The organism is Streptomyces sp. NPDC031426, assembly GCF_055581585.1.
On record NZ_JBVIJE010000020.1, the window covers coordinates 121,750 to 147,982 of the forward strand.

At 71.6% G+C, this 26,233-nt stretch carries 17 protein-coding genes and 1 pseudogene; 7 read left to right on the forward strand and 11 right to left on the reverse strand.

Going from position 1 to position 26,233, the window contains the following annotated elements; genetic code table 11:
• Positions 1 to 7: 7 nt before the first annotated feature.
• The 4 genes and pseudogenes from ACZ5NH_RS32485 to ACZ5NH_RS32500 form a co-directional block, all read right to left on the reverse strand.
• Complete coding sequence (locus tag ACZ5NH_RS32485; protein ID WP_468780325.1) at positions 8 to 268, reverse strand: hypothetical protein; 261 nt, start codon at positions 266 to 268, stop codon at positions 8 to 10.
• 39 nt (positions 269 to 307) lie between these two features.
• A pseudogene (locus tag ACZ5NH_RS32490) lies at positions 308 to 421 on the reverse strand (HipA family kinase); the annotation flags it as partial.
• 95 nt (positions 422 to 516) lie between these two features.
• Complete coding sequence (gene speB, locus ACZ5NH_RS32495) at positions 517 to 1,503, reverse strand: agmatinase (RefSeq protein ID WP_388635456.1); 987 nt, start codon at positions 1,501 to 1,503, stop codon at positions 517 to 519.
• Between the two features lie 74 nt (positions 1,504 to 1,577).
• A complete protein-coding gene (locus ACZ5NH_RS32500; protein ID WP_468780328.1) occupies positions 1,578 to 3,179 on the reverse strand; it encodes an acyl-CoA carboxylase subunit beta in 1,602 nt (533 codons plus the stop codon).
• 605 nt (positions 3,180 to 3,784) lie between these two features.
• On the opposite strand from ACZ5NH_RS32500, the gene ACZ5NH_RS32505 reads away from it, so the two are divergent.
• From ACZ5NH_RS32505 to ACZ5NH_RS32520, 4 genes are all read left to right on the forward strand, one after another.
• Entirely contained in the window at positions 3,785 to 6,598 is a 2,814-nt protein-coding gene (locus ACZ5NH_RS32505; protein WP_468780330.1) for a helix-turn-helix transcriptional regulator, read from the forward strand.
• Entirely contained in the window at positions 6,579 to 7,511 is a 933-nt protein-coding gene (locus tag ACZ5NH_RS32510; protein WP_468780332.1) for a metallophosphoesterase family protein, read from the forward strand. Before ACZ5NH_RS32505 ends, ACZ5NH_RS32510 begins: the two co-directional genes overlap by 20 nt.
• A complete protein-coding gene (locus ACZ5NH_RS32515) occupies positions 7,508 to 8,191 on the forward strand; it encodes a 4'-phosphopantetheinyl transferase family protein (protein WP_468780334.1) in 684 nt (227 codons plus the stop codon). Before ACZ5NH_RS32510 ends, ACZ5NH_RS32515 begins: the two co-directional genes overlap by 4 nt.
• Positions 8,192 to 8,333: 142 nt before the next feature.
• On the forward strand, positions 8,334 to 9,992 hold the full coding sequence (locus tag ACZ5NH_RS32520) for a flavin monoamine oxidase family protein (RefSeq protein WP_468780336.1): 1,659 nt from the start codon (positions 8,334 to 8,336) through the stop codon (positions 9,990 to 9,992).
• A 242-nt stretch (positions 9,993 to 10,234) separates the two neighbouring features.
• Here the strand turns inward: ACZ5NH_RS32520 and ACZ5NH_RS32525 are convergent, their stop codons facing one another.
• The 6 genes from ACZ5NH_RS32525 to rfbD are packed head-to-tail and all read right to left on the reverse strand — an operon-like array spanning position 10,235 to position 16,046.
• Positions 10,235 to 11,638 carry a class I adenylate-forming enzyme family protein gene (locus ACZ5NH_RS32525; RefSeq protein ID WP_468780338.1) on the reverse strand — a complete coding sequence of 468 codons (1,404 nt, stop codon included), beginning with the start codon at positions 11,636 to 11,638 and terminating at the stop codon, positions 10,235 to 10,237.
• A gap of 15 nt (positions 11,639 to 11,653) precedes the next feature.
• The gene (locus ACZ5NH_RS32530) at positions 11,654 to 12,367 is read right to left on the reverse strand and encodes a thioesterase II family protein (protein ID WP_388635470.1); all 714 of its coding nucleotides are present in this window, start codon (positions 12,365 to 12,367) and stop codon (positions 11,654 to 11,656) included.
• A gap of 8 nt (positions 12,368 to 12,375) precedes the next feature.
• Complete coding sequence (rfbB, locus tag ACZ5NH_RS32535) at positions 12,376 to 13,362, reverse strand: dTDP-glucose 4,6-dehydratase (protein WP_468780340.1); 987 nt, start codon at positions 13,360 to 13,362, stop codon at positions 12,376 to 12,378.
• Positions 13,359 to 14,426 carry a glucose-1-phosphate thymidylyltransferase gene (locus ACZ5NH_RS32540; protein ID WP_388635474.1) on the reverse strand — a complete coding sequence of 356 codons (1,068 nt, stop codon included), beginning with the start codon at positions 14,424 to 14,426 and terminating at the stop codon, positions 13,359 to 13,361. The genes rfbB and ACZ5NH_RS32540 overlap by 4 nt, the downstream gene beginning before the upstream one ends.
• Positions 14,427 to 15,050: a dTDP-4-dehydrorhamnose 3,5-epimerase family protein gene (locus tag ACZ5NH_RS32545; protein ID WP_388635476.1), complete on the reverse strand. Its 624-nt coding sequence runs from the start codon at positions 15,048 to 15,050 to the stop codon at positions 14,427 to 14,429.
• Between the two features lie 3 nt (positions 15,051 to 15,053).
• Positions 15,054 to 16,046 carry a dTDP-4-dehydrorhamnose reductase gene (gene rfbD, locus ACZ5NH_RS32550; protein WP_468780342.1) on the reverse strand — a complete coding sequence of 331 codons (993 nt, stop codon included), beginning with the start codon at positions 16,044 to 16,046 and terminating at the stop codon, positions 15,054 to 15,056.
• A 249-nt stretch (positions 16,047 to 16,295) separates the two neighbouring features.
• Here rfbD and ACZ5NH_RS32555 point away from each other — a divergent pair, with 249 nt between their 5' ends.
• The 3 genes from ACZ5NH_RS32555 to ACZ5NH_RS32565 all read left to right on the forward strand — a co-directional run bounded on the left by ACZ5NH_RS32555 (position 16,296) and on the right by ACZ5NH_RS32565 (position 19,220).
• Complete coding sequence (locus ACZ5NH_RS32555) at positions 16,296 to 17,315, forward strand: ABC transporter ATP-binding protein (protein WP_468780344.1); 1,020 nt, start codon at positions 16,296 to 16,298, stop codon at positions 17,313 to 17,315.
• Positions 17,312 to 18,208 carry an ABC transporter permease gene (locus ACZ5NH_RS32560; RefSeq protein ID WP_451008600.1) on the forward strand — a complete coding sequence of 299 codons (897 nt, stop codon included), beginning with the start codon at positions 17,312 to 17,314 and terminating at the stop codon, positions 18,206 to 18,208. Before ACZ5NH_RS32555 ends, ACZ5NH_RS32560 begins: the two co-directional genes overlap by 4 nt.
• 118 nt (positions 18,209 to 18,326) lie before the next feature.
• Positions 18,327 to 19,220, forward strand: a complete 894-nt coding sequence (locus tag ACZ5NH_RS32565; RefSeq protein WP_468780346.1) for an ACP S-malonyltransferase — start codon at positions 18,327 to 18,329, stop codon at positions 19,218 to 19,220.
• A gap of 97 nt (positions 19,221 to 19,317) precedes the next feature.
• Here ACZ5NH_RS32565 and ACZ5NH_RS32570 read toward each other — a convergent pair.
• Positions 19,318 to 26,233, reverse strand: a 6,916-nt coding sequence (locus ACZ5NH_RS32570) for an SDR family NAD(P)-dependent oxidoreductase (protein WP_468780348.1), incomplete at its 5' end; no start/stop codon positions are given.

A 26,233-nucleotide genomic window follows, 5' to 3' on the forward strand; every position in this document is an offset into this window, starting at 1 on the left:
GGGGACCTCACCGGACAAACCTGATCTGTGGGTAGCGGGGTGAGGGGTGCTGGAGCAGGTGGTTGTCGAGGTGGCCTAGATGGAGGTCGAAGAAGGCTCGTACGTAGTCGCGTTGCGTGTGGATGGCGCGGTTCGGGTCGAGGGTGCCGATTGCTTGCGTCACCTGACTGGGCGTCAACCCGAGGGCGGGCGCGGCTTGGGGTAGCAGTGTTTCCAGGTCGGTGAACGAGGTGTGGGTGGAGCCGATGAGGGCCTCTGCGCAGGACAACCTGGGGTGCCACCACATTGCCGCAGGTCAGTGCCACCAACCGGTGAATTCCACGACGTACGTGCCGAGGTCGTCGGCCTCGACGACGCCGGGGACGGAGCCACCGGAGCGGAGAAGTGCGACGTAGCGGGTTGCAGCGACCTCTCTCAGCAGCCTCGAAGGTCCCCTCGCCCATCTGTCTCGCATTCATGAGCCTAGTACCCAAGCGTGACAGCCGGGAGGAGTGCCGGAGCCGTCTTCGGCGGGTGTTACTTGGCCCCCCAGCGGGCCGGACCCATCTGACGGGACATGATCGTGACGAGTTCGTAGGCGACGTGGGAGGCGGCGACGGAGGTGATCTCGGCGTGGTCGTAGGCGGGGGCAACCTCGACGAGGTCGGCGGAGACCAGGCGGCAGTCGGACAGACCGCGGATGATCTCGAGCAGTTCGCGTGAGGTGAGACCGCCGGCCTCCGGGGTGCCGGTTCCCGGGGCGTGCGAGGGATCGAGGACGTCGATGTCGACGGAGATGTAGAGCGGGCGTTCGCCGACGCGCTCGCGCAGCTGCTGGACCACCTCGTCGACGCCGCGTCGCATCACGTCCGCGGAGCTCACGATGCCGAAGCCCAGCTTGGCGTCCTCGGCCAGGTCGTCCTGGTGGTAGATCGGCCCTCGGATGCCCACGTGGGACAGGGCCGAGGTGTCGAGGATGCCCTCTTCGACCGCGCGGCGGAACGGCGTGCCGTGGGCGTACTGCACGCCGAAGATGGAGTCCCAGGTGTCCAGGTGGGCGTCGAAGTGCAGCAGAGCCACGGGACCGTGCCGGCGCGCCACGGCACGCAGCAGGGGCAGGGCGATGGTGTGGTCGCCGCCCAGCGTCATCAACCGCGCGCCGGTGCCGAGCAGTTCGTCCGCGGCGGCCTCGATGGTCTCCACCGCCTCCTCGACGTTGTACGGGTTGGCGGTGATGTCTCCGGCGTCCGCCACCTGGGCGAAGTGGAACGGGTAGACCTGCTGGGCCGGATTGTACGGGCGCAGCTGGCGCGACGCCTCGCGGATGGCGTTGCCGCCGAAGCGGGCCCCGGGCCGGTAGGAGACGCCCGAGTCGTACGGTACGCCGACCACGGCGATGTCGGTGTTGTCGACCTCGTCCAGCCGGGGCACTCGGCCGAAGGTCGCCGGACCGGCGTAGTGGAGGGTCCGGTCGGACTCCTCCGGGCCGCGCGGCGGGACGATGCCGTTGGGGTGGGCGTTCATGGTGGGTCCAGGGCCTTTCTCGGGGTGGTCGGTGCGGTGGCGGGCCTGGGCGGGGCCGGCTACGAAGTGCGCCGTCAGATCGGGGGGTTGCCGTGCTTGCGGGCCGGCAGGTCGGCGTGCTTCGTGCGCAGCACGGCGAGAGCACGAATCAGCACCTCGCGGGTGTCGGCGGGGTCGATGACGTCGTCGACCAGACCGCGTTCCGCCGCGTAATAGGGGTGCATCAGCTCGGCCTTGTACTCCTTGACCATGCGCTCGCGCATGGCCTCGGGGTCTTCGGCCTCGGCGATCTGGCGGCGGAAGACGACGTTCGCCGCGCCTTCCGCACCCATCACGGCGATCTCGTTGGTCGGCCAGGCATAGGTCAGGTCCGCGCCGATGGACTGGGAGTCCATGACGATGTAGGCACCTCCGTACGCCTTGCGCAGGATCAGCGAGATCCTCGGCACCGTCGCGTTGCAGTACGCGTACAGCAGCTTGGCACCGTGCCGGATGATGCCGTTGTGCTCCTGATCGACGCCCGGGAGGAACCCCGGTACGTCCAGCAGCGTGATCAGCGGGATGTTGAAGGCATCGCACATCTGGACGAAGCGGGCCGCCTTCTCGGACGCCTCGATGTCCAGGACGCCCGCCAGCACCCGGGGCTGGTTGGCGACGACACCGACGACCTGACCGTCGAGGCGGGCCAGGGCGACGATGACGTTGGCCGCCCAGCGTTCGTGGACCTCCATGAACTCGCCGTCGTCGGCGATCTCCTGGATGACCTCGCGCATGTCGTACGGCCGGCTGCCGTCCACCGGCACGAGCTTCAGCAGGACGTCGGAGCGGCGGTCGGCGGGGTCGTCACCGGCTACGTCCGGTGGCATCTCGCGGTTGTTCTGCGGCAGGAGCGAGAGGAGGTACCGCACCTCGGCGATGCAGGTCTCCTCGTCGTCGTACGCGAAGTGGCAGACGCCGGAGGTCTCGGCGTGGACGTCGGCGCCGCCGAGCCCGTTCTGGGTGATCTCCTCACCCGTGACCGCCTTGACCACGTCCGGGCCCGTGATGAACATCTGCGAGGTCTCACGGACCATGAACACGAAGTCCGTCAGGGCGGGGCTGTACGCCGCGCCGCCCGCGCACGGGCCGAGCATCACCGAGATCTGCGGGATGACACCCGACGCCTTGGTGTTGCGCTGGAAGATGCCGCCGTAGCCGGCCAGGGCGCTGACGCCCTCCTGGATGCGGGCGCCGGCGCCGTCGTTCAGCGACACGAGGGGCGCGCCGGCGGCGATGGCCATGTCCATGATCTTGTGGATCTTGGTGGCGTGGGCCTCGCCCAGCGCGCCGCCGAAGATCCGGAAGTCATGCGCGTAGACGAAGACCGTACGGCCCTCCACCGTGCCCCAGCCGGTGATGACACCGTCGGTGTACGGCTTCTTCGCCTCAAGGCCGAAGCCGGTCGCCCGGTGCCGGCGCAGCTGCTCGACCTCCTGGAAGGACCCCGGGTCCAGGAGCAGCTCGATCCGCTCCCGCGCCGTCAGCTTGCCCTTGGCGTGCTGCGCCTCGGTCGCCTTCTCGCTGGGGCCGGCCACGGCCTGGGCACGAATCGCGTGCAGCTCGGCGACCCGGCCGCGGGCATCGCCGGCGGCGGTCTTCGGGGCCGCCGTCGACTGCGTCGCCTCTGTCGTCGTCATTGAACCAGCTCCACCCCGGGCCCGGCAGCAGTCCGGGCGACATCATGGTCCGCGGCCCCGGCGGGCTCGCGCTCGATGATTGAATCCCGTACCCGCCGACGGTTCCACCTGCAACTCCCCCTAACCTTCGCCGGCAACCCCTAATCGTCGCCGCGCCGCCCGGAGGAGCGGCGACCGGCGAGCGGGCCGCCGCGGAACACAGGACGTCACAGTTTGTGAATATCCTCTTACATAACACGCCGTCACCGCCAGGAGGATTTTCTTCACGGGGCCCAGTCGTTGCTAGAGTCACCACCGCGGGCCTCGCGCAGAGGTTCGGAACCGACGTAACCGTCCCACCGTAAAAGCAACTGACCAGTGCTTTCCGGACATTGACGTCGACTTCGAGGCCCATGGGGAAGTGCCGGGCAGCCGCGGTCATCCGCTTCGCCCGGGTGAAGACACATGAGGTGCAAGCATTCTTACTGACGATCATTCGGACCCACCGCACACCACCCTTCGATGTCTACGAGCCTTTCTACTGATCGGTAGCGGACCAGTGCCCGGCGACATCTCTCGGGAGCTACCTCAATTCTTTGCGCGCAATTAACGGGAAGGAATTGACGATGTTGCTGGAACGGGATAAGGAGACCGCGAGACTCACCCGGTTCCTCGCTGGTGAGGCGCACGGCCGGGGCCGGGTCGGCGTCGTCGCCGGCGCCGTCGGATCGGGGAAGACCGCCTTGCTGCACCGTGTGGCGGAACACGTCACGTCCCGCGGTGCGCGTCTGCTGAGCGCGGTCGGGGCCCCTGATGAACAGGCCTTTCCCTACGCGGTCGTGGAGCAGCTGATCCATGGGCTTCCGCCGGCGCCGTCGGGCCACCCGGCGGCCGCCGCACAGGGTTCGCCACCGCAGCCGGTGGCAGCTCGGACCGAGGCGGCCCGCCACCACGCCCTCCACCCGGCGTTCCGGCAGCGGCTGGCCCGGGCGGCGTCGGCCGGGCCGGTGCTCATCGTCATCGACGACGTGCAGTTCGCGGACCCGGAGTCGCTGGCCTGCCTGACGCACACCTGGGAGCTGATGCCTGCCGAAACGTTCTCGCTGCTGGTCGCGCTGGGCTCCCCGGAGGCCGCGATGCCCGCCGCGCTCGCGGAACTCCCGCACCGGGCCGAGGTATGCGACGTCCGGCTCGGCCCGCTGACGGTGACGGGCGTCGAGGGCCTGCTGGCCGGGACGTACGATACGGCGCACGCCGCGCGGTTCGCGCCCGCATGGCATGCCGCGACCGGCGGCAGTCCCCTGCTGGTGCACGCGCTGCTGGACGACGCCTCGGGCCGCCCCCGCACCTCGGGCGCCTCCGCGGTCCGGGACGGGGCGGCCCCCGAGACCGGTGAGATGTTCCGGCAGGCCACGCTGGCCTGTGTGCACCGTCATGGTGCGGCGGGGGTGCGGGTCGCCCGGGCCGTCGCCGTGCTGGGCGGTGCCGAACGAGTGCGGCTGTTGTGCGCGTTGACCTCGCTCGAGGAGCCGGCGGTCCGCGGATGCCTGGTCTCCCTCACCCGGGCGGGCATCCTGGACGGCACCGGCTTCCGGCACGAGGCCGCCCGACGTGCCGTGCTGCAGAACGTACCCGCGGAGCAGGCCGGCCGGTTCCGTTCGGACGCCGCGCGGTGGCTCCACGAGAACGGGGCCCCGGCGCTGGAGACGGCCCGCCAGCTGATCGCGCACGAGTCGGCCGTGCCCCACGAGGCATGGGCGGTCGCGGTCCTGCGGGAGGCGACGCGGCAGGCGCTCGACGAGGACGACACCGCCCTCGCCACGCAGTGCCTGCAGGCAGCCGAACGCTGCAGCACCGACGAGCAGGAGCGGCTCACGATCCAGGCGGACCTGGCCCAGCTCATCTGGCGGCTCAAGCCCTCGGCGTCCGGCCCCTGGATGCAGTCGCTGACCGAGCCGGCCCGGGCCGGCCTGCTGGCGCCCGCCCAGACGCTGCGCCTCGCGGTGGGGCTGCTGTGGAACGGGCGCACGGACGATGCCGCGGCACTGATCCGCCAGGTCGACGAGGCCATGTCGGGCAGGCCCGACCCGGTCCTCGACACCCAGGTGCGGACCGTCCAGATGATGCTGGCCACCACTTATCCCGACGCCCTCGGGGCGATCCGGGAGTTGTTGCAACGACTGGACGGCGCACAGCGTTCGCCGGCGGACACGGCCGGCAGCGACTCACTGCGGTCGTTCCGCCTGCTGCGCGCCGCGCTCTACCAGGAGTGGGACGAGTCCGCGACCGCCGAGGCGGACCGGCTCCTCGAGGCGAACCAGCCGACGGAGCAGGGATTCGACCAGGTTCGGGTGGCACTGCTGGCGCTGGTGTACGCCGACCGGCTGGAGCAGGCCAGGCGATGGTGCCAGCGGTTCCTGGCCGGGGCGGAGGGCCGGTCCTTCCCGGGCTGGCAGACGGCGCTCAACGCGATGCGCGGTCAGATCTCGTTGCGCCAGGGCCGGTTGAGCGAGGCCGCGGAGCTCGTCGAGCGCGCGCTGGAGCAGCTGCCGGCCCACGCATGGGGGGTGGCCGTCGGCATGCCGCTGGGCACGCTGGTGGAGGCCAGGACCGCGATGGGCCACCACAACCGCGCGGCCGAGCTGCTCGAGACCCCGATGGCGTCGACCATGTTCGCCACCCGGTACGGGGTGCACTACCTGTACGCGCGCGGCCGTCACCAGCTGGCCACCGGCCGCCACGACGCCGCCCTCGCCGACTTCCTGGCCTGTGGCGAGCGGATGACCGCCTGGCGGATGGACACCGCCTCCCTCGCGCCCTGGCGGCTGGGCGCGGCCGAGACCTGGCTGGCCCTGGGCGACCACACCAAGGCCGCCGCCCTGGCCAAGGAGCAACTGAACCGGCCCGGACAGCCGGCCGCCCGCGGCCCGGCGCTGCGGATCCTGGCCGCCACCCGGCCGCCCTGGGAGCGCATCGGGCTGCTCGGCCGGGCCCTGACCGCGCTGCGGGAGTCCGGGGACCGCTACGAGAGCGCTCGCGCCCTCGCCGATCTGGGTCAGGCGCACCGGCGGGTCGGCAATACCGCGCAGGGCAGGCAACTGGCCCGCAAAGCAAGGGAGTCGGCCGACTCGTGCGGCGCCGAGGAGCTGAGCCGCTCCCTGCAGCCGGAGCCGGGGCGCGGCGCCGCGCCGGAGACCGGGCGGGACGGCGCGGACGCGGTGCGGCCGGACGCCGCGGCGCTGGCCTCCCTGACCGACGCCGAGCGGCGGGTCGCGGCGCTGGCCGTCTACGGCCACACCAACCGGGAGATCGCCGCGAAGCTGTTCATCACGGTCAGCACGGTCGAACAACACCTCACCCGGGTCTACCGCAAGATGAACATCAGTCACCGACAGGACCTCCCGGTCAGTTTGGACAGCGATGTCGCACACAGCGCATGACACACCGGCGCAGCCCGCCGAGCCGGCGAGATCCGGCGGGCAGTTGCTCGCCGTGAGCGATCTGCACATCGGTATGGCGGACAACCGGCCCATCACCGAGTCGCTGCGGCCGGGCTCGGACGGTGACTGGCTCCTGGTCGCCGGAGACGTGGGCGAGCTGACCACGGACATCGAGTGGGCGCTGCGGCTGCTGTCGCAGCGGTTCGCGAAGGTGGTGTGGGCTCCGGGCAACCACGAGCTGTGGACACCGCGCGAGGACCCCGTCCAGCTGCGCGGCGAGCGGCGGTACCGGTACCTGGTGGAGATGTGCCGGGGCCTCGGCGTGGTCACCCCGGAGGACCCGTACCCGGTGTGGGAAGGGGAGGACGGGCCGGTCGCGGTGGCCCCGCTGTTCCTGCTCTACGACTACTCCTTCCGGGCGCCGGGCGCCGCCACCAAGGAGGAGTCGCTGGCCCGGGCGCACGCCACGGGGGTGGTGTGCAGCGACGAGTACCTGCTGCATCCGGACCCCTACCCCACCCGGGAGGCGTGGTGCGCCGCCCGGGTCGAGGCCACCGAACGGCGGCTCGCGGCGCACGATCCGTCCGTGCCGCTGGTGCTGGTCAATCACTATCCGCTGCTGCGCGAGCCCACCGAGGTGCTGTGGTACCCGGAGTTCGCCCAGTGGTGCGGCACCGTGCGGACGGCGGACTGGCACCGCAGGTTCCGCACCGCGGCGGTGGTCTACGGCCATCTGCACATCCCCCGGACGACCTGGCACGACGGGGTGCGGCACGAGGAGGTCTCGGTCGGCTACCCGCGTGAGTGGCGGCGCCGGGGACATCCGCGGGGGCTGCTGCGGCGGATCCTGCCGCATCCTCCCGCCCCCGCCGGAAGCGGCGCGGACGGTGTCGGGCAGCGGGAGAGCGTGTGATCGGCGAGCTGATGCCGGGGACGGTCGTGTGCTCCGAGGCGTTCGAGGACCGGGACGAGGAGGCGCTGTTTCCCGAGGAGCGCCGGGTGCTGGGGCATGCGGTCGAACGCAGGCGCCGGGAGTTCGCCACCGTACGGGCGTGTGCCCGGCAGGCGCTGGCCGGTCTGGGCCTGCCCCCGGCGCCGGTGCTGCCCGGGGTGCGCAACATCCCGCAGTGGCCCGCCGGGGTGGTGGGCAGCATGACGCACTGCGACGGCTACCGCGCCGCCGCGCTGGCCCGGGCGTCGGACGTGACCGCCGTCGGCATCGACGCGGAGCCCGACGGGCCGCTGCGGCAAGGGGTGCTGGAGTCCATCGCGCTGCCCCGGGAACTGGCCTGGGCGCGGACTGCGTCGCCGGTCCCGGTGCACCGGGACCGGCTGCTGTTCAGCGCCAAGGAGTGCGTGTACAAGGCGTGGTTCCCGATGATGCGCAGCGAACTGGACTTCGGCGACGCGGAGATCATCTTCTCCGGGACCGCGGGGGCGGGGCCGGAACAGGGCGCTCACGGTGCCTTCCACGCGCGGATCCTGCGCCCGGCACGCAACGCCGCGGGGCAACATGTGGGGGCCTTCTCGGGACGCTGGGCGGCCCGGCGCGGGCTGCTGGTCACGGCGATCGTGCTGGCGGCCGCGCCCTGAAGTCGCCGCGGCGGCCCCGGAGAGGGCGGCCCGGGGTCGGTAGGGGTTGTCCGCCCGGAGCGGCCCTCCCTAGCGTGAGAGCGCCGGGGCGATCTGCGATTCCGCGGCCCCGTTGCCGACACGGCCGAGAGGTTTTTCCACCATGTCGACTGCCGGCCCCTCCCCGACCACCATGCTGGTGCCGGACTTCCCCTTCTCCTACGACCGCTGGTTGAGCCATCCGGCCGGGCTGGGTGTGCTCCCCGAAGCACTGCGAGGCACCGAAGTCGCGGTCGTCGGAGGTGGCATGGCCGGGATGACGGCGGCGTACGAGCTGATGCGGCTCGGGCTGCGGCCCGTGGTGTACGAGACCGGGCAACTGGGCGGCAGGATGCGTTCGGTGCCCTTCCCGGAGGATCCGCGGTACGTGGCCGAGATGGGCGCCATGCGCTTCCCGCTGTCGGCCCGGTCGCTGTTCCACTACGTCGGCATGCTCGGTCTCGCCACCCGTCCCTTCCCCAACCCGCTGGCCGCGTGCACCCCGAGCACCGTCGTCGATCTGGGCGGCAGCCGGCACCTGGTGCGGTCCGCGGACGAACTGCCCGGGCTCTACCAGGAGGTGGCCGAGGCCTGGGCCAAGGCGCTGCAGGAGCGTGCCGAGTTGTCCACCGTGCGGGACGCCATCCAGCGGCGGGACACGGAGACCCTGAAAGCCGTGTGGAACCGGCTGGTCACCGAATTCGACGACCAGTCCTTCTACGGCTTCCTCGCCACGACCCCGGCCTTCCAGTCGTTCCGGTACCGGGAGACGTTCGGCCAGGTCGGGTTCGGCACGGGCGGCTGGGACACGGACTTCCCCAACTCCTTCCTGGAGATCCTCCGCGTGGTGTTCACCGAGGCGGACGACAACCAGGTGCTGATCGACGGTGGCGCCCAGCAGGTGCCGCTGGGCCTGTGGCAGCACGTTCCCGCCGATCCGGTGCACTGGCCGGCGGGAACGTCCCTGGCGGCCCTGCACGGCGGGTCGCCGCGTCCGGGAGCGGTCGGGCTGAGGCGCACCGCGGGCGGCATAGCGGTACGGGACGCCGGCCAGGAGGAGCGCGAGTACCCGGCGGTCGTGTACACCCCGCACGTGTGGACGCTGCTGCACCGCGTCGACTGCGACCCGGCGCTGCTGCCGGCCGCGCACTGGACGGCGGTCGAGCGCACCCACTACATGGGGGCGTCCAAGCTGTTCGTGCTGGTGGACCGCCCGTTCTGGCGGGACGTCGACCCGGTGACCGGGCAGCACGTGATGAGCATGACGCTCACCGACCGGCTGCCGCGCGGTGTCTACCTGTTCGAGGAGGGCCCCGACCGGCCGGCCGTGATGTGCCTGTCGTACACCTGGAACGACGACTCGCTGAAGGTCGCCACCCTCTCCGCGGAGGAGCGGCTGCGGGCGCTGCTGGCGCGCCTGTCGGAGATCTACCCGGACACCGACATCCGCTCGCACATCATCAGCGAGCCGATCACCGTCACGTGGGAGACCGAACCCCACTTCATGGGCGCGTTCAAGTCCAACCTGCCGGGCCAGTACCGCTACCAGCGGCGGCTGTTCACCCAGTTCGTGCAGGAGGGCATGACCCCCGCGCAGCGAGGGTTCTTCCTGTGCGGGGACGACGTCTCGTGGACGGCCGGCTTCGCCGAGGGTGCGGTGACCACGGCTCTCAACGCCGTGTGGGGAGTCCTGCACCACCTGGGCGGTGCCGCACACCCCGCCAACCCGGGGCCGGGTGACCTCTTCGAGGCGCTCGCTCCCGTGGAGCTGCCGTACGCCTGAGGCGATGGTGCGGCCGGCCGGTGCTGATCAGCCCGGCCGGCCGTGCCGCGATCGACGAGCGCGCCGGGAAGCCGCCGATGCCGCCGGCCTCACGGCCGGCGGCGCGTCCGCGTCTCACCGCACTGCGGGACGCCGACGGCGAGGACGCCCTCGCGCTCTCCGGCGGCGAAGACGTCCTCGCACTCGCCGGCCTCACCGGCGCTCTCATCCGCTGCCGGCGCACCGCTGGCCGGGACGTTGCCCTACTGCTGGGCGAGCTCGGCCAGGCGGTGCTTGTCGGGCTTGCCGTTGCGGTTGAGCGGGAAGCTGTCGAGAACCAGGACGCGGTTGGGCTGCTCGAAGGCGGGCAGCAGGCCCGCCAGCACCTCGCGCCAGTGTGCGGCGTCCCGCCCCTCCTCGTCCTCCACGAAGAACACCAGCTGGGTACCGCGCCGCTCGTCCGGCAGCGGAACGATCCGCACCGGGCAGTCGGCGGCTTCCGCCTTCCGTTCGATCATCTCGGGATAGAGGGTGTAGCCGTTGCGGTGCACGGCGAGCTTGCGGCCCAGGACGAACAGGTTGCGGTGCTCGTCGAGGAAGCCGAGGTCGCCGGTCGCCTGCCAGCCGGACGGCACGCGGGCAACGGTTCCGTCCTCGTCCAGATGGCCCTCCAGGCCGTCGGGGGTGTCGACCTCGATCTCCCCCGGCTCGCCCGCGGCCAGCGGGAGCCCCGCCTCGTCGACGATCCTCACCTCGATGCCGTCCATGGCCCGGCCGCAGGCGACCGGGTTGTCCAGGGTGGCGAAGGCGATGTTGCCGAGTTCGGTGCTTCCGTAGCTGTCCAGCAGCGGCAGGCCGAACTCGGCCTGGTAGCGCGCCACCAGCGGAGCGTCCAGCGGGGCGGCGCCGACGCAGAACATCCGCACCGACTCCAGGTGGGTGCGCAGCGCCGGCTTGCGGGTGACCAGGTTGAGCATGCTGCGGTAGCTCGACGGCGTGGCGTCGATGACGGTGGTACCGGTCTGCCCGGCCATCCGCAGCGCGTGGTCGAGCCGCCGGTAGGGGGCGATCACCAGTGAGCAGCGGGTCAGCCAGGCGATCAGGACCATCGACAGTCCGTACTGGTGCGCGAAGGGCAGCAGCGGCAGCAGTACGTCGTCGGGGCGGTGGCCCACCTGTGCGGCGTTGCGTTCCAGGTTGCGCAGGAACTTCGCGCCGTTCTTGACGACGCCCTTGGGGGAGCCGGTGGAGCCGGACGTCCACATGATGAGTCCGTCGGGCAGGCGGCCCCAGGTGTCGAAGTCGAGTCGGTCCTCCATGCCGGTGAGGCCGGCGGAGGGCACCAGCAACTCGTAGAGATGCACCGGATCGGCCTCGCGGTCGACGGGCGCGTCGTCGTCCACGAAGACGACTTTCGTACCGGTCCGCAGGGCGATGCGGCGGGTTTCCTCGGCGCGCTCCTGCTGGTCGACCAGCACGATGGAGGCGCCGACGTGCATCAGGGCGAACAGCACCGACAGGTAGGCGGTGGAGTTCCCCGCCTTCAGCATGACCCGGTCTCCGGGGCCGACGCCGCGGTCCCGGATCACGCTGGCGACGCGCAGCGCGTCCTGCTCGAAAGCGTCGAGGGTCTGCACCGAGTCGGCACCGAATATTTTCGCTGTCATCGTAGGCTCCCTGTCCTACTCGGCGTCCATGGTCCTTGCGTTGCGCGGGTGGTGGGTCGGGTCGAGCAGCCGCAGCTCTCCCCCGGGTCCCGGCGGTTCCGGCGGGTCGAAGGGCGAGAGGGACATGAGTTGGTCGTGCACGATGTTGACGACCTCGCGTTTGTGCGATTCCAGGCAGCCGCGGGCCCCGGAGAGCGTCTCCAGGTCGAAGCGGCCGCTGGTGCAGCGCCGCCAGGCGCGGACCCCCGCCGGGGTGAGGCGGGGATCGCGGTCGGCGGCCAGTGCCACGATGCGGCAGCGGAGCGTCGGGGGGCCGAGCGGTGCGTGCACGCACGGTGCGTTGCTGCCGGAGACGAACAGGGTCTGCAGCAGTGCGGCGGTCTCCCGCTCCAGCCGTTCGGCCACCCGGTAGGCGAGCCGGGCACCCGCGCGGTGCCCGAGGAACGCGAGCCGGGAGCCGGTGAAGCCGGCGAGTGTCTCGAATATCCTGGAGGCCATTTCCTCGGAGTCGCAGACGGGTTCGGGCCTGTGGTCGCCGAGGTCGCCGGAGTCGCCGGGGTACTGGATCAGCAGCACCTCGACGGTGGGCAGCAGCAGTTCCGCCAGTCCGAGGTAGCGCCCGGTGGCACGCGTGTGGCCCGGAAAGCAGATGAGTCGGAAACTGCTCGGGGTCTCCGGTTGCAGAATCCTGATGAGCCCGATGTCGTCGGGTGTTTTCTCGTGGGTCATGGAATGGGTCATGGAGTCGGCAGCCCCTGCCTGAGCGGGGTCCACACCTTGTGGTTGTTGCGGTACCACTCGACCGTCTCGGTGATCCCGAGGGCGAAGTCGACCATCGGCCGGTAGCCGAGGTCGTCACGGATCCTCGACCAGTCGACGCAGTAGCGGCGGTCGTGTCCCTTGCGGTCGGTGACCGGCTCGACGCGGTCCCAGTCCGCACCGCACGCCTTCAGCAGGATCTCCGTTAGCTGACGGTTCGCCAGTTGCGTGCCGCCGCCGATGTTGTAGACCGCTCCCGGGGTGCCGCGGGTGAGCACCGCGAGGAGGGCACGGCAGTGGTCGTCGACGTGCAGCCAGTCGCGCACGTTCTCGCCGTCGCCGTACAGCGGGACCGTGCCGCCGCCGAGCAGGCGGGAGACGAAGAGCGGGATCACCTTCTCCGGGTACTGGTAGGGGCCGTAGTTGTTGGAGCAGCGGGTCACCCGCACGTCGAGGCCGTGGGTACGGTGGTGGGCGAGGGCCAGCAGGTCGCTGGACGCCTTGGACGCGGCGTAGGGGGAGCTGGGCCGCAGGGGATCGTCCTCGCGGGAGGCGCCGGTGGGCACCGAGCCGTAGACCTCGTCGGTCGACACGTGCACGAACGGTCCGACGCCGTGCCGCAGTGCGGCCTCCAGCAGCACCGAGGTGCCCAGCACGTTGGTGGTCACGAAGTCCCCGGCCGCCGCGATGGAGCGGTCGACGTGCGACTCGGCAGCCAGGTGGACGACGGCGTCGTGTTCCGGCATCACCCGGTTCACCAGCTCCGCGTCGGTGATGTCACCGTGGACGAACGCGAAACCGGGTTCGTCCGCCACCGGTGCGAGGTTCTCCCGGCGGCCCGCGTAGGTGAGTTTGTCGAGGGCGGTGACATGCACGTCGTCACCGAGCGGTCTGCCGGCCCCGAGGATCGTACGGACCAGGTGGGAGCCGATGAAGCCGGCGGCGCCGGTGATCAGAAGTCTCATGAACGGATCTGCACTTTGCTGTGGTCGCCGAGGATCAGGCGGTGGGCTTGGGGGACGCGCGGCGCGGGGGTGACCTGGACGTGCCGTCCGATCATGGACGCCTCGATGCGGCGTACGCCGTCGATGCCGGCGCCGGTCAGGACGATGGAGTACTCGATCTCGCTGTCCGCGATGGTGCAGTGGTCGGCGACCGAGGTGAACGGGCCGATGTAGGAGTCCTCGACGCGGCTGCCCCGTCCGATGATCGCCGGTCCCACGATCCGGGACCGCGCAACTGTGGCGCCGGCTTCCACGACCACCCTGCCGACGAGCTCGCTGGCCTCGTCGACCGTGCCGTCGCAACGCGGGTCCAGCCGGTCCAGGACCGAGCGGTTGACCTCCAGCATGTCGGCCGCGTTGCCGGTGTCCTTCCAGTAGCCGGTGACCACCGAGGAGCGGACGTCGGTGCCGTGGTCGATGAGCCACTGGATGGCGTCGGTGATCTCCAGTTCGCCGCGCGCGGAGGGCCGGATCGCGGCGACCGCGTCGTGGATGGCGGGGGTGAAGAAGTACACCCCGACCAGGGCCAGGTCTCCCTTGGGGAACCGCGGTTTCTCCTCGAGCCGGATGACGCGGCCGGCGTCGTCCAGTTCGGCCACGCCGAAGGCCGACGGGTCAGCGACCCGGGTGAGCATGATCTGCGCGTCGGGCCCCGCCCGCCGGAAGTCGGCCAGTTGCGCGCGGATACCGCCGACCAGGAAGTTGTCCCCCAGGTACATCACGAAGTCGTCGTCGCCGAGCCAGTCGCGTGCGGTGCGCACGGCGTGCGCCAGGCCCAGCGGGCGGTCCTGCGGGATGTAGGTGACGCGGATGCCGAAGGTCGTGCCGTCGCCGACCGCGCCGCGGATCTCCTGCGCGGTGTCGCCGACGATGATGCCGACGTCCGTGATGCCGGCCTCCGCGATGCCCTCCAGCACGTAGAAGAGGATCGGTTTGTTGGCGACCGGGACGAGTTGTTTCGCCGAGGTGTGGGTCAGGGGCCGCAGGCGGGTGCCGGACCCCCCGGCCAGGACGAGCGCCTTCACTCAGGCCTCCAGGACGGTTGTGGGCGCCGCGGGACGCGGCGGGAGGGAGCGCAGGTGGCGTCGGCACTCCTCGTACGAGGGCAGTAGGCCGGCGGCCTCCAGCTGGGCGAGCCCGGGTGCGGCGGCGTCCTTCTCGGAGAGCACCGGTGGGATGTCCGGCCACTGGATCCCGAGGTCCGCGTCGAGCGGGTGGACGCCGTGCTCGCGGCTCGGCTGGTAGCCGGTGGAGCACAGGTAGACGACGGTGGCGTCGTCGGTGAGCGCCTGGAACGCGTGGCCGAGGCCCTCGGTGAGGAACACGGCGTCGCGGTCGCGGTCGTCGAGTTCGACGGCCTCCCACTGTCCGAAGGTGGGTGAGCCGGTGCGCAGGTCCACCACCACGTCGCGCACCGCGCCGCGCACGCAGGTGACGTACTTGGCCTGGCCGGGCGGGACGTCGGCGTAGTGCACCCCGCGCAGCACGCCGCGGCGCGAGACGGAGCAGTTGGCCTGGGCCGGGTCGAGGTCGCGGCCGGTGGCCTCGCGAAACAGGTCGCCGCGGAACCACTCGAGGAAGGTGCCGCGCGGGTCTCCGAACTGGCGCGGGCGGTACCGCCAGGCGCCTTCGATGGACAGGGGTTCCATGGTTCAGCCGACCTCCGTCGCCGCGGCACGCGCGTGCTGTGCCGGTGACCCGCTCTGTGTGATCGCCTCGTGGAGCGCCGCCCGCCAGGGGCGCGGGGCGGGCAGGCCGGCCTCGGCCCAGCGGTCGTGGCCGAGCACGCTCCAGGCCGGCCGTCGTGCGGGGCACACCAGTTGGTCGCTGCCGATCGGCCGTACCCGCAGCGGGTCGGCGCCCAGCAGCCGGAAGACCTCCTGCGCCAGTTCGTACCAGGTGGTCCGCCCGGCGCCGGTGGCGTGGAAGACACCGCACGTCCGGTCCCGGGGCAGCGAGCCGAGGGCGACCAGGGCTTCGGCGACGTCGGGCGCCCAACTGGGCTGTCCGTGCTGGTCGTCGACCACGTCGACGGTCCGGGCCGGCTCGGCCGCGAACCGGGCCATGGTGCCCACGAAGCCGGTGATCGGGAGACCCCCGGGCGGGGTGTCCCCGTCGGCGGCCGGCCCGTACAGCCAGGAGGTGCGCACGACGGTGGCCTGCGGGAGCTCCGCCAGCACGGCGCGCTCACCCGCCAGCTTGGTACGCCCGTAGGCGGTAAGGGGCTGCGGTGGCGCGTCCTCCGCGTACGGCGTGCCCCGGTGCTCGGGGTCGCCGCCGAACACGTAGTCGGTGGAGACGTGCAGCAGCCGGGCAGCGGAGCCGGCGCAGGCCCGGGCGAGGTGGCGCGGGCCCGTGACATTGACCAGGGCGGCGGCGCTCTCGTCGCGCTCCGCGGCGTCGACGTCCGTCCACGCGGCGCAGTTGACGACCGTGTGCGGACGATGTGCGGCGACGGCTTCCGAGACGGCGCGCCGGTCCGTGATGTCCAGGTCACCGTGTCCCAGCGCCACCGTCTCGGCGCCCGCCGTCTCCAGCAGCGCCCGCACCGCGCGTCCCAGCGTGCCGCCCGCGCCCACCAGCAGCCACCCGAATCCGGCCGGCGACCGCGCTGATATGTGCGAAGAATCCTTCGAGGCGATCACACGGCGATGCTACGGGTTATTCGGGTATTGCCATACCCGCCTTTTCCCCCTACGCACCCCTAACCCCCCGCACTCACCCCTGACTTGGGGCCCGTGCGGGCCACGGGAAAAGAAACCGTGCTACACATGGCGGGCACCTTTGTCACGTTCCTTTCCGTCGGCGCACACATCGCGCAGCCAGGCCGCACGCGACCCTCGCGGCAGAACGCCGGTGCGGCGGTGTCGCGTCCAGCTTGATTCACAGGTTTCATGAATACAACACGTGCCGCGGATTCCGCCGTCCTCGTCGACGGACTGGTCAAAAAATATCCCGACCGAGAACAATTCGCCGTCGAAGACCTCAGCTTCAGCGTGAACCACGGGGAAGTCTTCGGCTTCCTCGGTCCGAACGGAGCGGGGAAGACCACCACGATCGGCATTCTCACCACCCGGGTGGCCCCCACCGCGGGGCGCGCCTTCGTGATGGGTGTCGACGTGGTGGCCAAGCCCGCGCTGGCCCGCCAGTCGTTCGCCGTCGTACCGCAACGCAACAACCTCGACCGCTCACTGACCATCCGGCAGAACCTCGTCTTCCACGCCGGATACCACGGGCTCCCCCGCTCCGAACGCAACCGACTGGCGGACGAGAGCCTGGAGTTCGTCGGACTGACCGACCACGGCGAGGCGCGCGCCGACGAGGTGTCCGGCGGCCAGGCCCAGCGCGTCATGATCGCCCGGGCGCTGATGCACCGGCCACGGGTGCTGTTCCTCGACGAGCCCGCCACCGGCCTGGACCCCCAGTCGCAGCTGTTCGTGCACGACCGGGTGGCCGAACTCAGCGGCCGGGGCGTCACCGTGGTCATCACCACCCACAACATGGACGAGGCCGAGAAGCTGTGCGACCGGGTGGGCATCGTCGACCACGGCAAGCTCCTCGCCCTCGACACCCCGCAGGCCCTGATGAAGACGCTCAGCAACACCTCGGTCTCCGTCACGGTGGCACCGCCGCCGAACGGGGTCGAGGAGGTCCTGGCGCGTCTGAAGCGGATCGAGTCCGTGGCGGGCGTCGAGGTTCTGCACCAGGACGGGGACGACGAACTCGACCTCGACCTCGACTTCCGTCCGAAGGACGTACGACTGAAGGTCTACAGCGACGCCGCTTCCTCGACGATCCTCCCGACCGTGATCCGCGCCCTCGCCGAAGCCGGCTGCGAGGTCAAGGACATGAGCGTCGGCAACTCCACCCTCGAAGACGTCTTCGTCGAGCTGACCGGCAGGGAGCTGCGATGACCACCGCCGCCACGTCCGCGCCCACCGAGGACACCGCCCCCGAGGCGGACGACCCGACGGCCACCGCCGAGCCCCAGGCACAGCCGACCGCCCGCGGCGGCCGGCACCGGCGCCGGGCCACCCGCTGGCGGACCTTCTGGTTCATCCTGTGGCGGGACATCTTCGTCACCGGCCGTGAGATCGCGCCGTTCCTCGGCCAGGTCCTCGTGGAGCCCTTCTTCATCCTCTTCGTCTTCGGCAAGGTGCTCGGCAACCTCGGCTACACCACGCCGGGGTTCGAACAGGTGCTGCTGCCGGGCGTCGTCGCGCTCAACAGCTTCCTGGTGAGCCTGCAGAACACCGCCCTGCCGCTGGCCATCGACTTCTCCTACACCAAGGAGATCGAGGACCGGCTGCTGGCGCCGATCCCCGTGGTGCTGGTCGCGATCGAGAAGGTGCTGTTCGGTGCCATACGCGGGCTGATCGGCTCGCTGGTCATGATCCCGATCGGCCTGCTCCTCCTCGACCACGTCTCCTGGCCGCTGCACACCCTGCCGGCCACCCTGGGCATCCTGTCGCTGGGCGGTCTGGTCGGCGGCACGGTGGGCCTGACCCTGGGCACGCTGGCCCCGGCGCGGCACATCAGCATCGTCTTCGCCATGACGCTCACGCCGATCATGTTCACCGGCGCCACCCAGTTCCCCTGGGCGAGCCTGTCCCACATCCGCTGGTTCCAGATCCTGTGCACCCTCAACCCGCTGACCTACGTCAGCGAGGCGATGCGCGGCCTGCTGCTGCCGTCCGGCGGACCGCACTCGATTCCGCTGCCCATCTGCATAGGCGCCATCGCCGCGGGATGCCTGGTGTACGGATTCATCGGAATCCGCGGTTTCCACCGCCGCGCGCAGGACTAGGCACGTGCACCCGGTGGGAATCGACGGAATTCAGCACCACCCCCGAGCAGCAAAGGGCGTTCACACGACCATGACGACGACATCCACGGCGTCCCGCACCGCGATCGTGTTTCCCGGAATGGGACCTTCCAAGTTCGCCGAAGTGGGGAAGTTCCTGCTCCTGGACCCCTTCGCACGGGCCCGTCTCGCCGAGGCCGACCAGGCTCTGGGCACCTCGGTCTTCGACAACTTCAGGGAACAGACGGACGACTACTCCGAATTCAGCCAGGTGGCCTTTCTGGTCAACTCCATGGCCATGGCCGACCGCGCCGAGGAGACCCTCGGTGTCGTACCGGACATCTGCGTGGGCCCGAGCTTCGGGCAGAAGGCGGCGGCGGCCTACGTCGGCTCGCTGCCGTTCGCGGAGGTGGTCCGGCTCACGGCGGAACTCGCCCGGCTCGAGGAGGACTTCTTCGGCCGGGAGTACACCGACGTGGTCACCCACTCCTTCGTGCGCACCCCCGAGGAGCGCCTCGCCGAGATCCTCGCCGACTTCGACGAGCGCGGTGTGTGGTACGAGTTCTCCGGCCACCTCGACCGCGGCTTCACGATGCTCTCGCTGCGGGAGACCGAACTGGAGGAGTTGAAGGAGCGGATCGGCAAGGCGGGCGGCTACTCGATGTACAGCATGCGCCCGCCGGTGCACGCCCCGGCCTTCGCCGCCCTGCGCCGCCGGGCCGAGGAGGAGGTCTTCTCCCGCTACGCGTTCGCCGATCCGAAGCTGCCCGTGGTGACCGACCAGGACGGCACGGTGATCAACTCGGCGGACGAGCTGCGCACCATGATGCTGGACACCTTCGACCGGCCCATCAACTGGCCGGCCGTCGTGGCCGCGTTGAAGGACTCCGGTGTGTCCAGGGTGTGCGTGACAGGACCGGACAACCTCTTCCACCGCCTGGACTGCACCAAGGACAACTTCGAGGTCGAGGCCGTGGGCCTGCCCAAGCGATCGCGCCCCCGCAGGTCCTCGTGATCTGACGCACCCGACGCCCGGAACTCTCCGGCACCGAAACCCAAGGGCCGGCCCCGCCTCTCGGCGGGGCCGGCCCTCGGCCGTGCGGGGCGCGCCGCTACCGCAGCCGCGCGACCCAGTCGTCCACGGCTCCTGCCGTGGCGTCCGCGTGCTGCTCCATCATCGTGAAGTGGTTGCCCGGTGCGTCCACGGCGGTGTGCTCCAGCTCCCAGTACGACCGCCAGTCCCCGTCCCTCGTCCAGTCGAAGAGCCGTTCCCCGGCCCGGACGAGCAGCGTGGGGGCGCCGATGGACCGCGGTTTCCACCCGCCGAACAACCGGAAGTAGGCGCCCATGGCCAGCAGCCGGGTGTCGTCGACCGGCACGTAGCTCTCCTGCCGCTCGTTCATGCCCGAGGACAGCCCGGGCTGGATACCGACGATGGCGTCGTCGTCGTGCGAGTAGATGTCGATCAGCACCACCGCACGCGGTGCGGTCCCGGCGCTCTCCAGCCGCTCGGCGACCGCGTGCGCGAGCATGCCGCCGGAGGAGTGGCCGAGCAGCACGAACGGCCTGCCGTCGGCCTGCCGCAACACCGCCTCGGCCTGCGCCTCGATCACCGCCTCCGGACCGGCCGGTACCTGCTCCCCGATGAGGAAGCCGGGCGCGGCCAGCGCCCACACGTCACGCCGGCCCCGGAAGGCGGCGGCGAACCGGGCGTACTGGTGCGGCCCGGAGATCGACAGGATGGAGGAGAAACACACCAGCGCCGGCTGCCGGTCACCGGTGGCGAGCCGCACCAGCCGTGGCGGGGTGCGCAGTTCGGCGGCGGAGGCGAACGACGGCCGGAACCGCGAGGCCTCCATCAGCAGGCCCATGAACTCGCCGGACGCGTCGAGTTCGGCGGCGCGCCGCAGCATCTGCCCGAACATTCCGCTGCTCGTCCCACCGTCCGGCGCCTGGTCCGCGCCGGCCGGCCCGCCTTCGCGGGGTGCCTCCTCACCGGGCGCCCCGGCGCCGGACGTCCGGGCGGCCAGTTCGGCGCGCAGATGCCGGGCGACGAGTTGCGGGGTGGGGTGGTCGAACAGCAGGGTGGGCGCCAGCCGCAGCCCTGTCGCCGCGACCAGGTGATTGCGCAGCTCCACGGCGGTCAGCGAGTCGACGCCCAGTTCGAGGAACTCGCGTGTCTCACCCACTTCCCCGGGATCGGCGAATCCCAGCACGGCTGCCGCCTGGGTACGCACCACGTCGAGCAGCGTCCGCTCCTGCTCCCCCGCCGTCAGTGCGGCCAGCCGCCGGACGAGGTCCGCCGCGCCCGCCACCGCGGCCTGGGCGGTCCGCGCGGTACGGCGTGGCACCGCCCGCACCAAGCCGCGCAGCAGCGCGGGCAGCACGCCGGCCGCCGCCTGGGATCGCAGGGGCTCGGTGTCGAGGCGCACCGCCACCAGCACGGCCCGTGCGGAGTCGGCGCCGACCCGGCAGGCGGTGTCGAACAGGGCCAGGCCCTGCGCGGAGGACAGCGGCAGCAGGCCGGACCTGGCCATCCGCCGCAGGTCCGCCTCCGCCAGCTCCCCGGTCATGGCACTGCGCTGCTCCCACAGCCCCCAGGCGACCGACACCGCCGGCAGACCCTCGGCCCGGCGGTGCTCGGCGAGCGCGTCCAGGAAGGCGTTGGCGGCCGCGTAGTTGGCCTGACCCGGCGTGCCGAAGGTACCGGCGGCCGAGGAGAACAGGACGAACGCCGACAGGCCGAGGTCCCGGGTAGCCTCGTGGAGGTTCAGGGCCGCGTCGGTCTTCGGCCGGAACACGGTGTCGATCCGGTCCGGGGTGAGCGACGGTACGAGCCCGTCGTCCAGCACGCCCGCGGTGTGGACGACGGCGGTCAGCGGATGGTCCTGGGGCACCTCGGCGAGCAGGGCCCGCAGCGCGTCCCGGTCGGCCACGTCGCAGGCGGCGACGCGCACACTCGCTCCGCGTCCGGTGAGCTCCGCGACCAACTCGGCCGCGCCGTCGGCGCTCATCCCGCGCCGGCTGGTGAGCAGCAAGTGCCGGACACCCCGCTCCGCCACCAGATGCCGGGCGACGAGGCCGCCGAGCGCCCCCGTTCCGCCGGTGACGAGCACGGTTCCGTCCGGGTCGAGCGCGGCCGTGGCGTCACCCTCGGCCTCGGTCACCGGGACCCTGGCCAGCCGGGGGGCGTACTGGGCTCCTTCCCGGACGGCCAGTTGGTTCTCGCCGCCGGCCACCGCGCCGGGCAGGGCCCGGTACGAGAGGTCGTGCTCGTCGACGTCCAGCAGCAGGAAGCGGTCCGGGTTCTCCGTCTGAGCCGAACGCAGCAGGCCCCACAGCGACGCCTGCGTCAGGTCACCGACCGTGTCGCCCGTCGACGCGGCGACGGCGCCGCGGGTGACGAACGCGAGCCGAGCACCGTCGAACACCTCCTCGGAGAGCCAGGACTGCACCAGCTCCAGGGCCTCGTGGGCCGCCTGTCGCACCGCGTCGGCGAGGTCGCCGGCGGCCTGCGGAGCCCGGGGTACCAGGACCAGGTCGGGCAGGGGCTTGCCCGCCGCCACGACCCCCGCGAGCGCCGCGAGGTCGGCGTACGCGTCGACGGACACCCCCGCCGCCTCCAGCGCGGCACCCAGCTTGAGGGGGTCGGCGCCGACGACGGCCCACTGCCCGGCCGGCACCCGCGTGCCGGCGGACGCCGGAACCCGCGCCCACTCCACCTGGAAGAGGGAGTCGTGGAACCCGCCCCTGGCCGTTCCCAGCCGGGCCGGGTCGACCGGCCGCAGCGTCAAGGCGTCCACGGACGCGACCGCGCCCCCCGTCTCGTCGACTGCTCGCAGGGCGACCGAGCCGTCACCGGCGGGGCTGATCCGCACCCGGAGCGCCGTGGCACCGGCCGCCTGCAGCCCGACCCCGCTCCACGAGAAGGGCAGGCGGAGCGCACCCGGCGCGGTGCCGGTGGAACCGGTGAACTCGCCCAGCGCCAAACCATGCAGTGCCGAGTCGAGCAGGGCGGGATGGAGCGCGAACCGCGCGGCCTCGTCGTGCTGGTCCCGCGGCAGCGCCAGCTCGGCGAAGATGTCGTCCCCGCGTCGCCAGGCGGCCTGCAGCCCCTGGAAGGCCGGGCCGTACCCGAACCCGCCCTCGGCGAACCGCTCGTAGAGTCCGGACACGTCCAGCGGCGTGGCGTCGGCGGGCGGCCAGACGGTGAAGCCGGGGTCGGTCTGCGCCTCGCTTGCGTGCGCAGCGGCGTCCTCCGCGTCCTCGGTGGCGAGCACGCCGCCGGCGTGCCGCAGCCAGGTCCCGTCCTCGGCGTCCTCGGGCCGCGAGTACAAGGTCACCTCCCGGCGACCGGAACCGTCCGGCTCGCCCACCGACATGCGCAGCACCACACCGCCCCGCGGGGGCAGCACCAGCGGCGCCTCGAGGGTCAGCTCCTCCAGCCGGTCACAGCCGACCTGGTCCCCGGCACGGATCGCCAGCTCGACGAACGCCGTACCCGGCAGGATCACGGTGCCGGCCACCGCATGGTCGGCCAGCCAGCGGTGACTGTCCAGGGAGAGCCGCCCGGTGAACACGTAACCGCCCTGGTCGGGCAGTTCCACAGCCGCGCCCAGCAGCGGATGGTCCGCCGAGCCGAGTCCGGCGGAGGTCACGTCGCCGACGGTCGCCGGTACGTCGATCCAGTAGCGCTGGTGCTGGAAGGCGTAGGTGGGCAGGTCGACGCGTCGGGCGCCGGTGCCGGCGTAGTAGGCCTGCCAGTCCACCGGGATGCCCCGGGTGTGGGCGTGCGCGAGGGCCGTGGTCAGGGTTTCCGGCTCCGGACGGCCCGCGCGGAGCACCGGTACGAACGCATGGTCCTCGCCGGTGACGCAGTCCTGGCCCATCGCCGAGAGCACACCGTCCGGGCCGAGCTCGATGAACGTGCTGACGTTCTGGGCCTCGAGGGTGCGGATGCCGTCGTGGAAGCGGACCGCCTCACGGACATGGCGGACCCAGAAGTCGGGGCTGGTGATCTCGTCCGCGGTTGCGATCATGCCGGTGAGGTTGGAGACGAGCGGGATGCGCGGGGCCTCGTAGGTCAGGCCCTCGGCGACCTCGCGGAAGGCCTCCAGCATGCCGTCCATGTGCGGCGAGTGGAACGCGTGACTGACCGTCAGGCGCTTGGTCTTGCGGCCCTGTTCCTCGAAGCGGGCGGCGATCTCCAGTACGGCGTCCTCGTCACCGGCGACCACCACGGAGGCGGGGCCGTTGACCGCGGCGATGCTCACCGCGTCGGTCAGGTACGGGGTGACCTCGTCCTCAGTCGCCTGCACCGCCACCATCGCACCACCGGACGGCAGCTCCTGCATCAAACGGCCACGCGCCGCGACCAGCGTGCACGCGTCCTCCAGCGACAGCACACCCGCACAATGCGCCGCCGCGATCTCACCGATCGAATGACCGGAGACGAAGTCCGGCCTGATGCCCCATGATTCGAGGAGACGGAACAGCGCCACCTCGATCGCGAACAGCGCGGGCTGTGTGTAAGCAGTCTGGTCCAGCATCCCGGACTCGTCACCGAACATCGCCTCACGCAGCGGGAGTTCGAACCGCTCGAAGACCTCGTCCAGCGCCCGGGCGAACACGGGATAGGCGTCGTACGACTCCCGGCCCATGCCGAGCCGCTGGCTGCCCTGCCCGGTGAACAGAAAGGCGAGCTTGCCGCCGACCGGACCGCCCTCGGCCAGTCCAGCCGAGGGTTCGCCCGCGGCCAGCGCGTCGAGTGAGCGGATGAATGCGTCCCTGTCCCCCGCCACCACGACCGCGCGATGGTCGAAGGTGCCACGATGGACGGCCAGCGAATAGCCGATGTCCGCCGGGCTGAACTCGGGGTGGTCCGACACGTGGGCACGCAGGCGTTCGGCCTGCACACGCAGGGCCTCGACAGTCCTGCCCGACACCGGCCAAGGCAGCACCTTGGGCGCCTGCGGGGAACTGTCATCGGTCTCTGTTTCGAGCGCGGGGGCCTCTTCGACGATGGTGTGGGCGTTGGTGCCGCTGATGCCGAAGGACGAGACCGCCGCCCGGCGGGGACGGCCGGTCTCCGGCCACTCCCGCGCCTCGGTCAGCAACTCCACCGCACCCGCAGACCAGTCCACGTGCGGGGACGGCTCGTCCACGTGCAGGGTCCGCGGCAGCACACCGTGCCGTATCGCCATCACCATCTTGATGATCCCGGCGACACCGGCCGCGGCCTGCGTATGACCGAAGTTGGACTTGACGGAGCCCAGCCACAGTGGCTCGTCCTCGGCCCGGGCCTTGCCGTAGGTGGCCAGCAGCGCCTGCGCCTCGATCGGGTCGCCCAGCGTCGTACCCGTACCATGCGCCTCCACCACGTCCACCTCGGACGCCGAGAGCCCGGCGTTGGCCAGTGCCTGCCGGATCACCCGCTGCTGCGACGGCCCGTTCGGCGCCGTCAGGCCGTTGCTGGCACCGTCCTGGTTGACCGCCGAGCCGCGGACCACCGCCAGCACCGGGTGACCGTTCTTGCGGGCGTCGGACAGCCGCTCCACCAGCAGCATGCCCACACCTTCACCCCACGCCGTGCCGTCCGCCGCGGCGGCGAAGGGCTTGCAGCGGCCGTCGGCCGCGAGGCCGCGCTGACGGCTGAACGCCACGAACGTTCCCGGCGTGGCCATCACCGTCACACCGCCGGCGAGCGCCAGCGAGCACTCGCCGTTGCGCAGCGCCTGGACGGCCAGGTGCAGGGTGACGAGGGACGACGAGCAGGCGGTGTCGACGGTGACCGCCGGGCCTTCCAGGCCGAACGTGTAGGCCACACGGCCGGAAACGACGCTCCCGGAACTGGCCGTGCCCATGTAGCCCTCGAGGCCGTCGGGTGCGCGGTGCAGCAGCGTGCCGTAGTCGTTGTACATCACGCCGGCGAACACACCGGTACGGCTGCCGCGGAGTGACGCCGGGTCGATGCCCGCGCGTTCGAACGCTTCCCAGGTGGTCTCCAGGAGCAGCCGCTGTTGCGGGTCGGTGGCCAGTGCCTCGCGCGGGCTCATCCCAAAGAAGACCGGGTCGAAGTGGTGTGCGTCGTGCAGGAAGCCGCCCTCGCGCGTGTAGCTCGTGCCGGGCCGGTCGGGGTCCGGGTCGAAGAGCCCTTCCACGTCCCAGCCCCGGTCCGTGGGGAGGTCCGAGATGGCGTCGCGGCCTTCGGTCACCAGTGTCCACAGATCCTCGGGAGAACGGACGTCTCCGGGGTACCGGCAGGCCATGCCGACGATGGCGATCGGATCGTCGTACGCCGCCGCTCCCGCCGCGACGACCGGGGCGGCGGCCTCGGCCGAGGTGCCCAGCACTTCCGTCGTCAGGTATTCGGCCAGGGCGGTGGGCGTGGGGTAGTCGAAGATCAGGGTCGCGGGGAGGCGGACCTCGGTGGCCGCGGTCAGCCGGTTGCGCAGTTCCACCGCGGTCAGCGAGTCGAAGCCGACCTGGTTGAAGGCGCGCAGCGGATCGACCGCCTCGGGTCCGGGGAGGCCGAGTACGGCGGCCACCTGCGTGCGGACCGATTCCAGGACGACCTTGACCCGTTCCGCCGGGGGGAGTGTGGTGAGGCGTTGGGCCAGGGCCCCGGGGGCCGCGGCATCGGCCGCCGCAGCACGACGTACGGGCACCCGGACCAGGGACCGCAGCAACGGCGGCAACATGCCGCTGCCCGCCTGAGCCCGCAAGCCCGCCAGATCCAGCCGCATCGGCACCAGCAGCGCCCCACCGGAACGCTCGGCCGCATCGAACAGCGCAAGCCCCTCCACCGACGACAGGGCCGCAACCCCGCCCCGCCGCAGACGCTCCGCATCGGCCGCCGCACCCATACCCGCCTCACCGGCCGGGGCCGCCTCCCACAGACCCCACGCCAGCGACACCGCCGGCAGACCCTCGGCCCTGCGATGCTCAGCCAGAGCATCCAGGAACGCGTTCGCCGCCGCGTAGCTGCCCTGACCCGCCGCACCGAACACACCGGCAGCCGAGGAGAAC

Excerpts from the sequence above, each read along its gene's own strand:
- ACZ5NH_RS32530 (WP_388635470.1), bottom strand. The coding sequence starts at position 12,367 with ATGACCCACGAGAAAACACCCGACGACATCGGGCTCATCAGGATTCTG.
- ACZ5NH_RS32510 (WP_468780332.1), top strand. The coding sequence starts at position 6,579 with ATGTCGCACACAGCGCATGACACACCGGCGCAGCCCGCCGAGCCGGCG.
- ACZ5NH_RS32560 (WP_451008600.1), top strand. The coding sequence starts at position 17,312 with ATGACCACCGCCGCCACGTCCGCGCCCACCGAGGACACCGCCCCCGAG.
- ACZ5NH_RS32565 (WP_468780346.1), top strand. The coding sequence starts at position 18,327 with ATGGGACCTTCCAAGTTCGCCGAAGTGGGGAAGTTCCTGCTCCTGGAC.
- speB (WP_388635456.1), bottom strand. The coding sequence starts at position 1,503 with ATGAACGCCCACCCCAACGGCATCGTCCCGCCGCGCGGCCCGGAGGAG.
- ACZ5NH_RS32525 (WP_468780338.1), bottom strand. The coding sequence starts at position 11,638 with ATGACAGCGAAAATATTCGGTGCCGACTCGGTGCAGACCCTCGACGCT.
- ACZ5NH_RS32520 (WP_468780336.1), top strand. The coding sequence starts at position 8,334 with ATGTCGACTGCCGGCCCCTCCCCGACCACCATGCTGGTGCCGGACTTC.
- ACZ5NH_RS32505 (WP_468780330.1), top strand. The coding sequence starts at position 3,785 with ATGTTGCTGGAACGGGATAAGGAGACCGCGAGACTCACCCGGTTCCTC.
- ACZ5NH_RS32500 (WP_468780328.1), bottom strand. The coding sequence starts at position 3,179 with ATGACGACGACAGAGGCGACGCAGTCGACGGCGGCCCCGAAGACCGCC.
- rfbB (WP_468780340.1), bottom strand. The coding sequence starts at position 13,362 with ATGAGACTTCTGATCACCGGCGCCGCCGGCTTCATCGGCTCCCACCTG.
- ACZ5NH_RS32545 (WP_388635476.1), bottom strand. The coding sequence starts at position 15,050 with ATGGAACCCCTGTCCATCGAAGGCGCCTGGCGGTACCGCCCGCGCCAG.
- ACZ5NH_RS32555 (WP_468780344.1), top strand. The coding sequence starts at position 16,296 with ATGAATACAACACGTGCCGCGGATTCCGCCGTCCTCGTCGACGGACTG.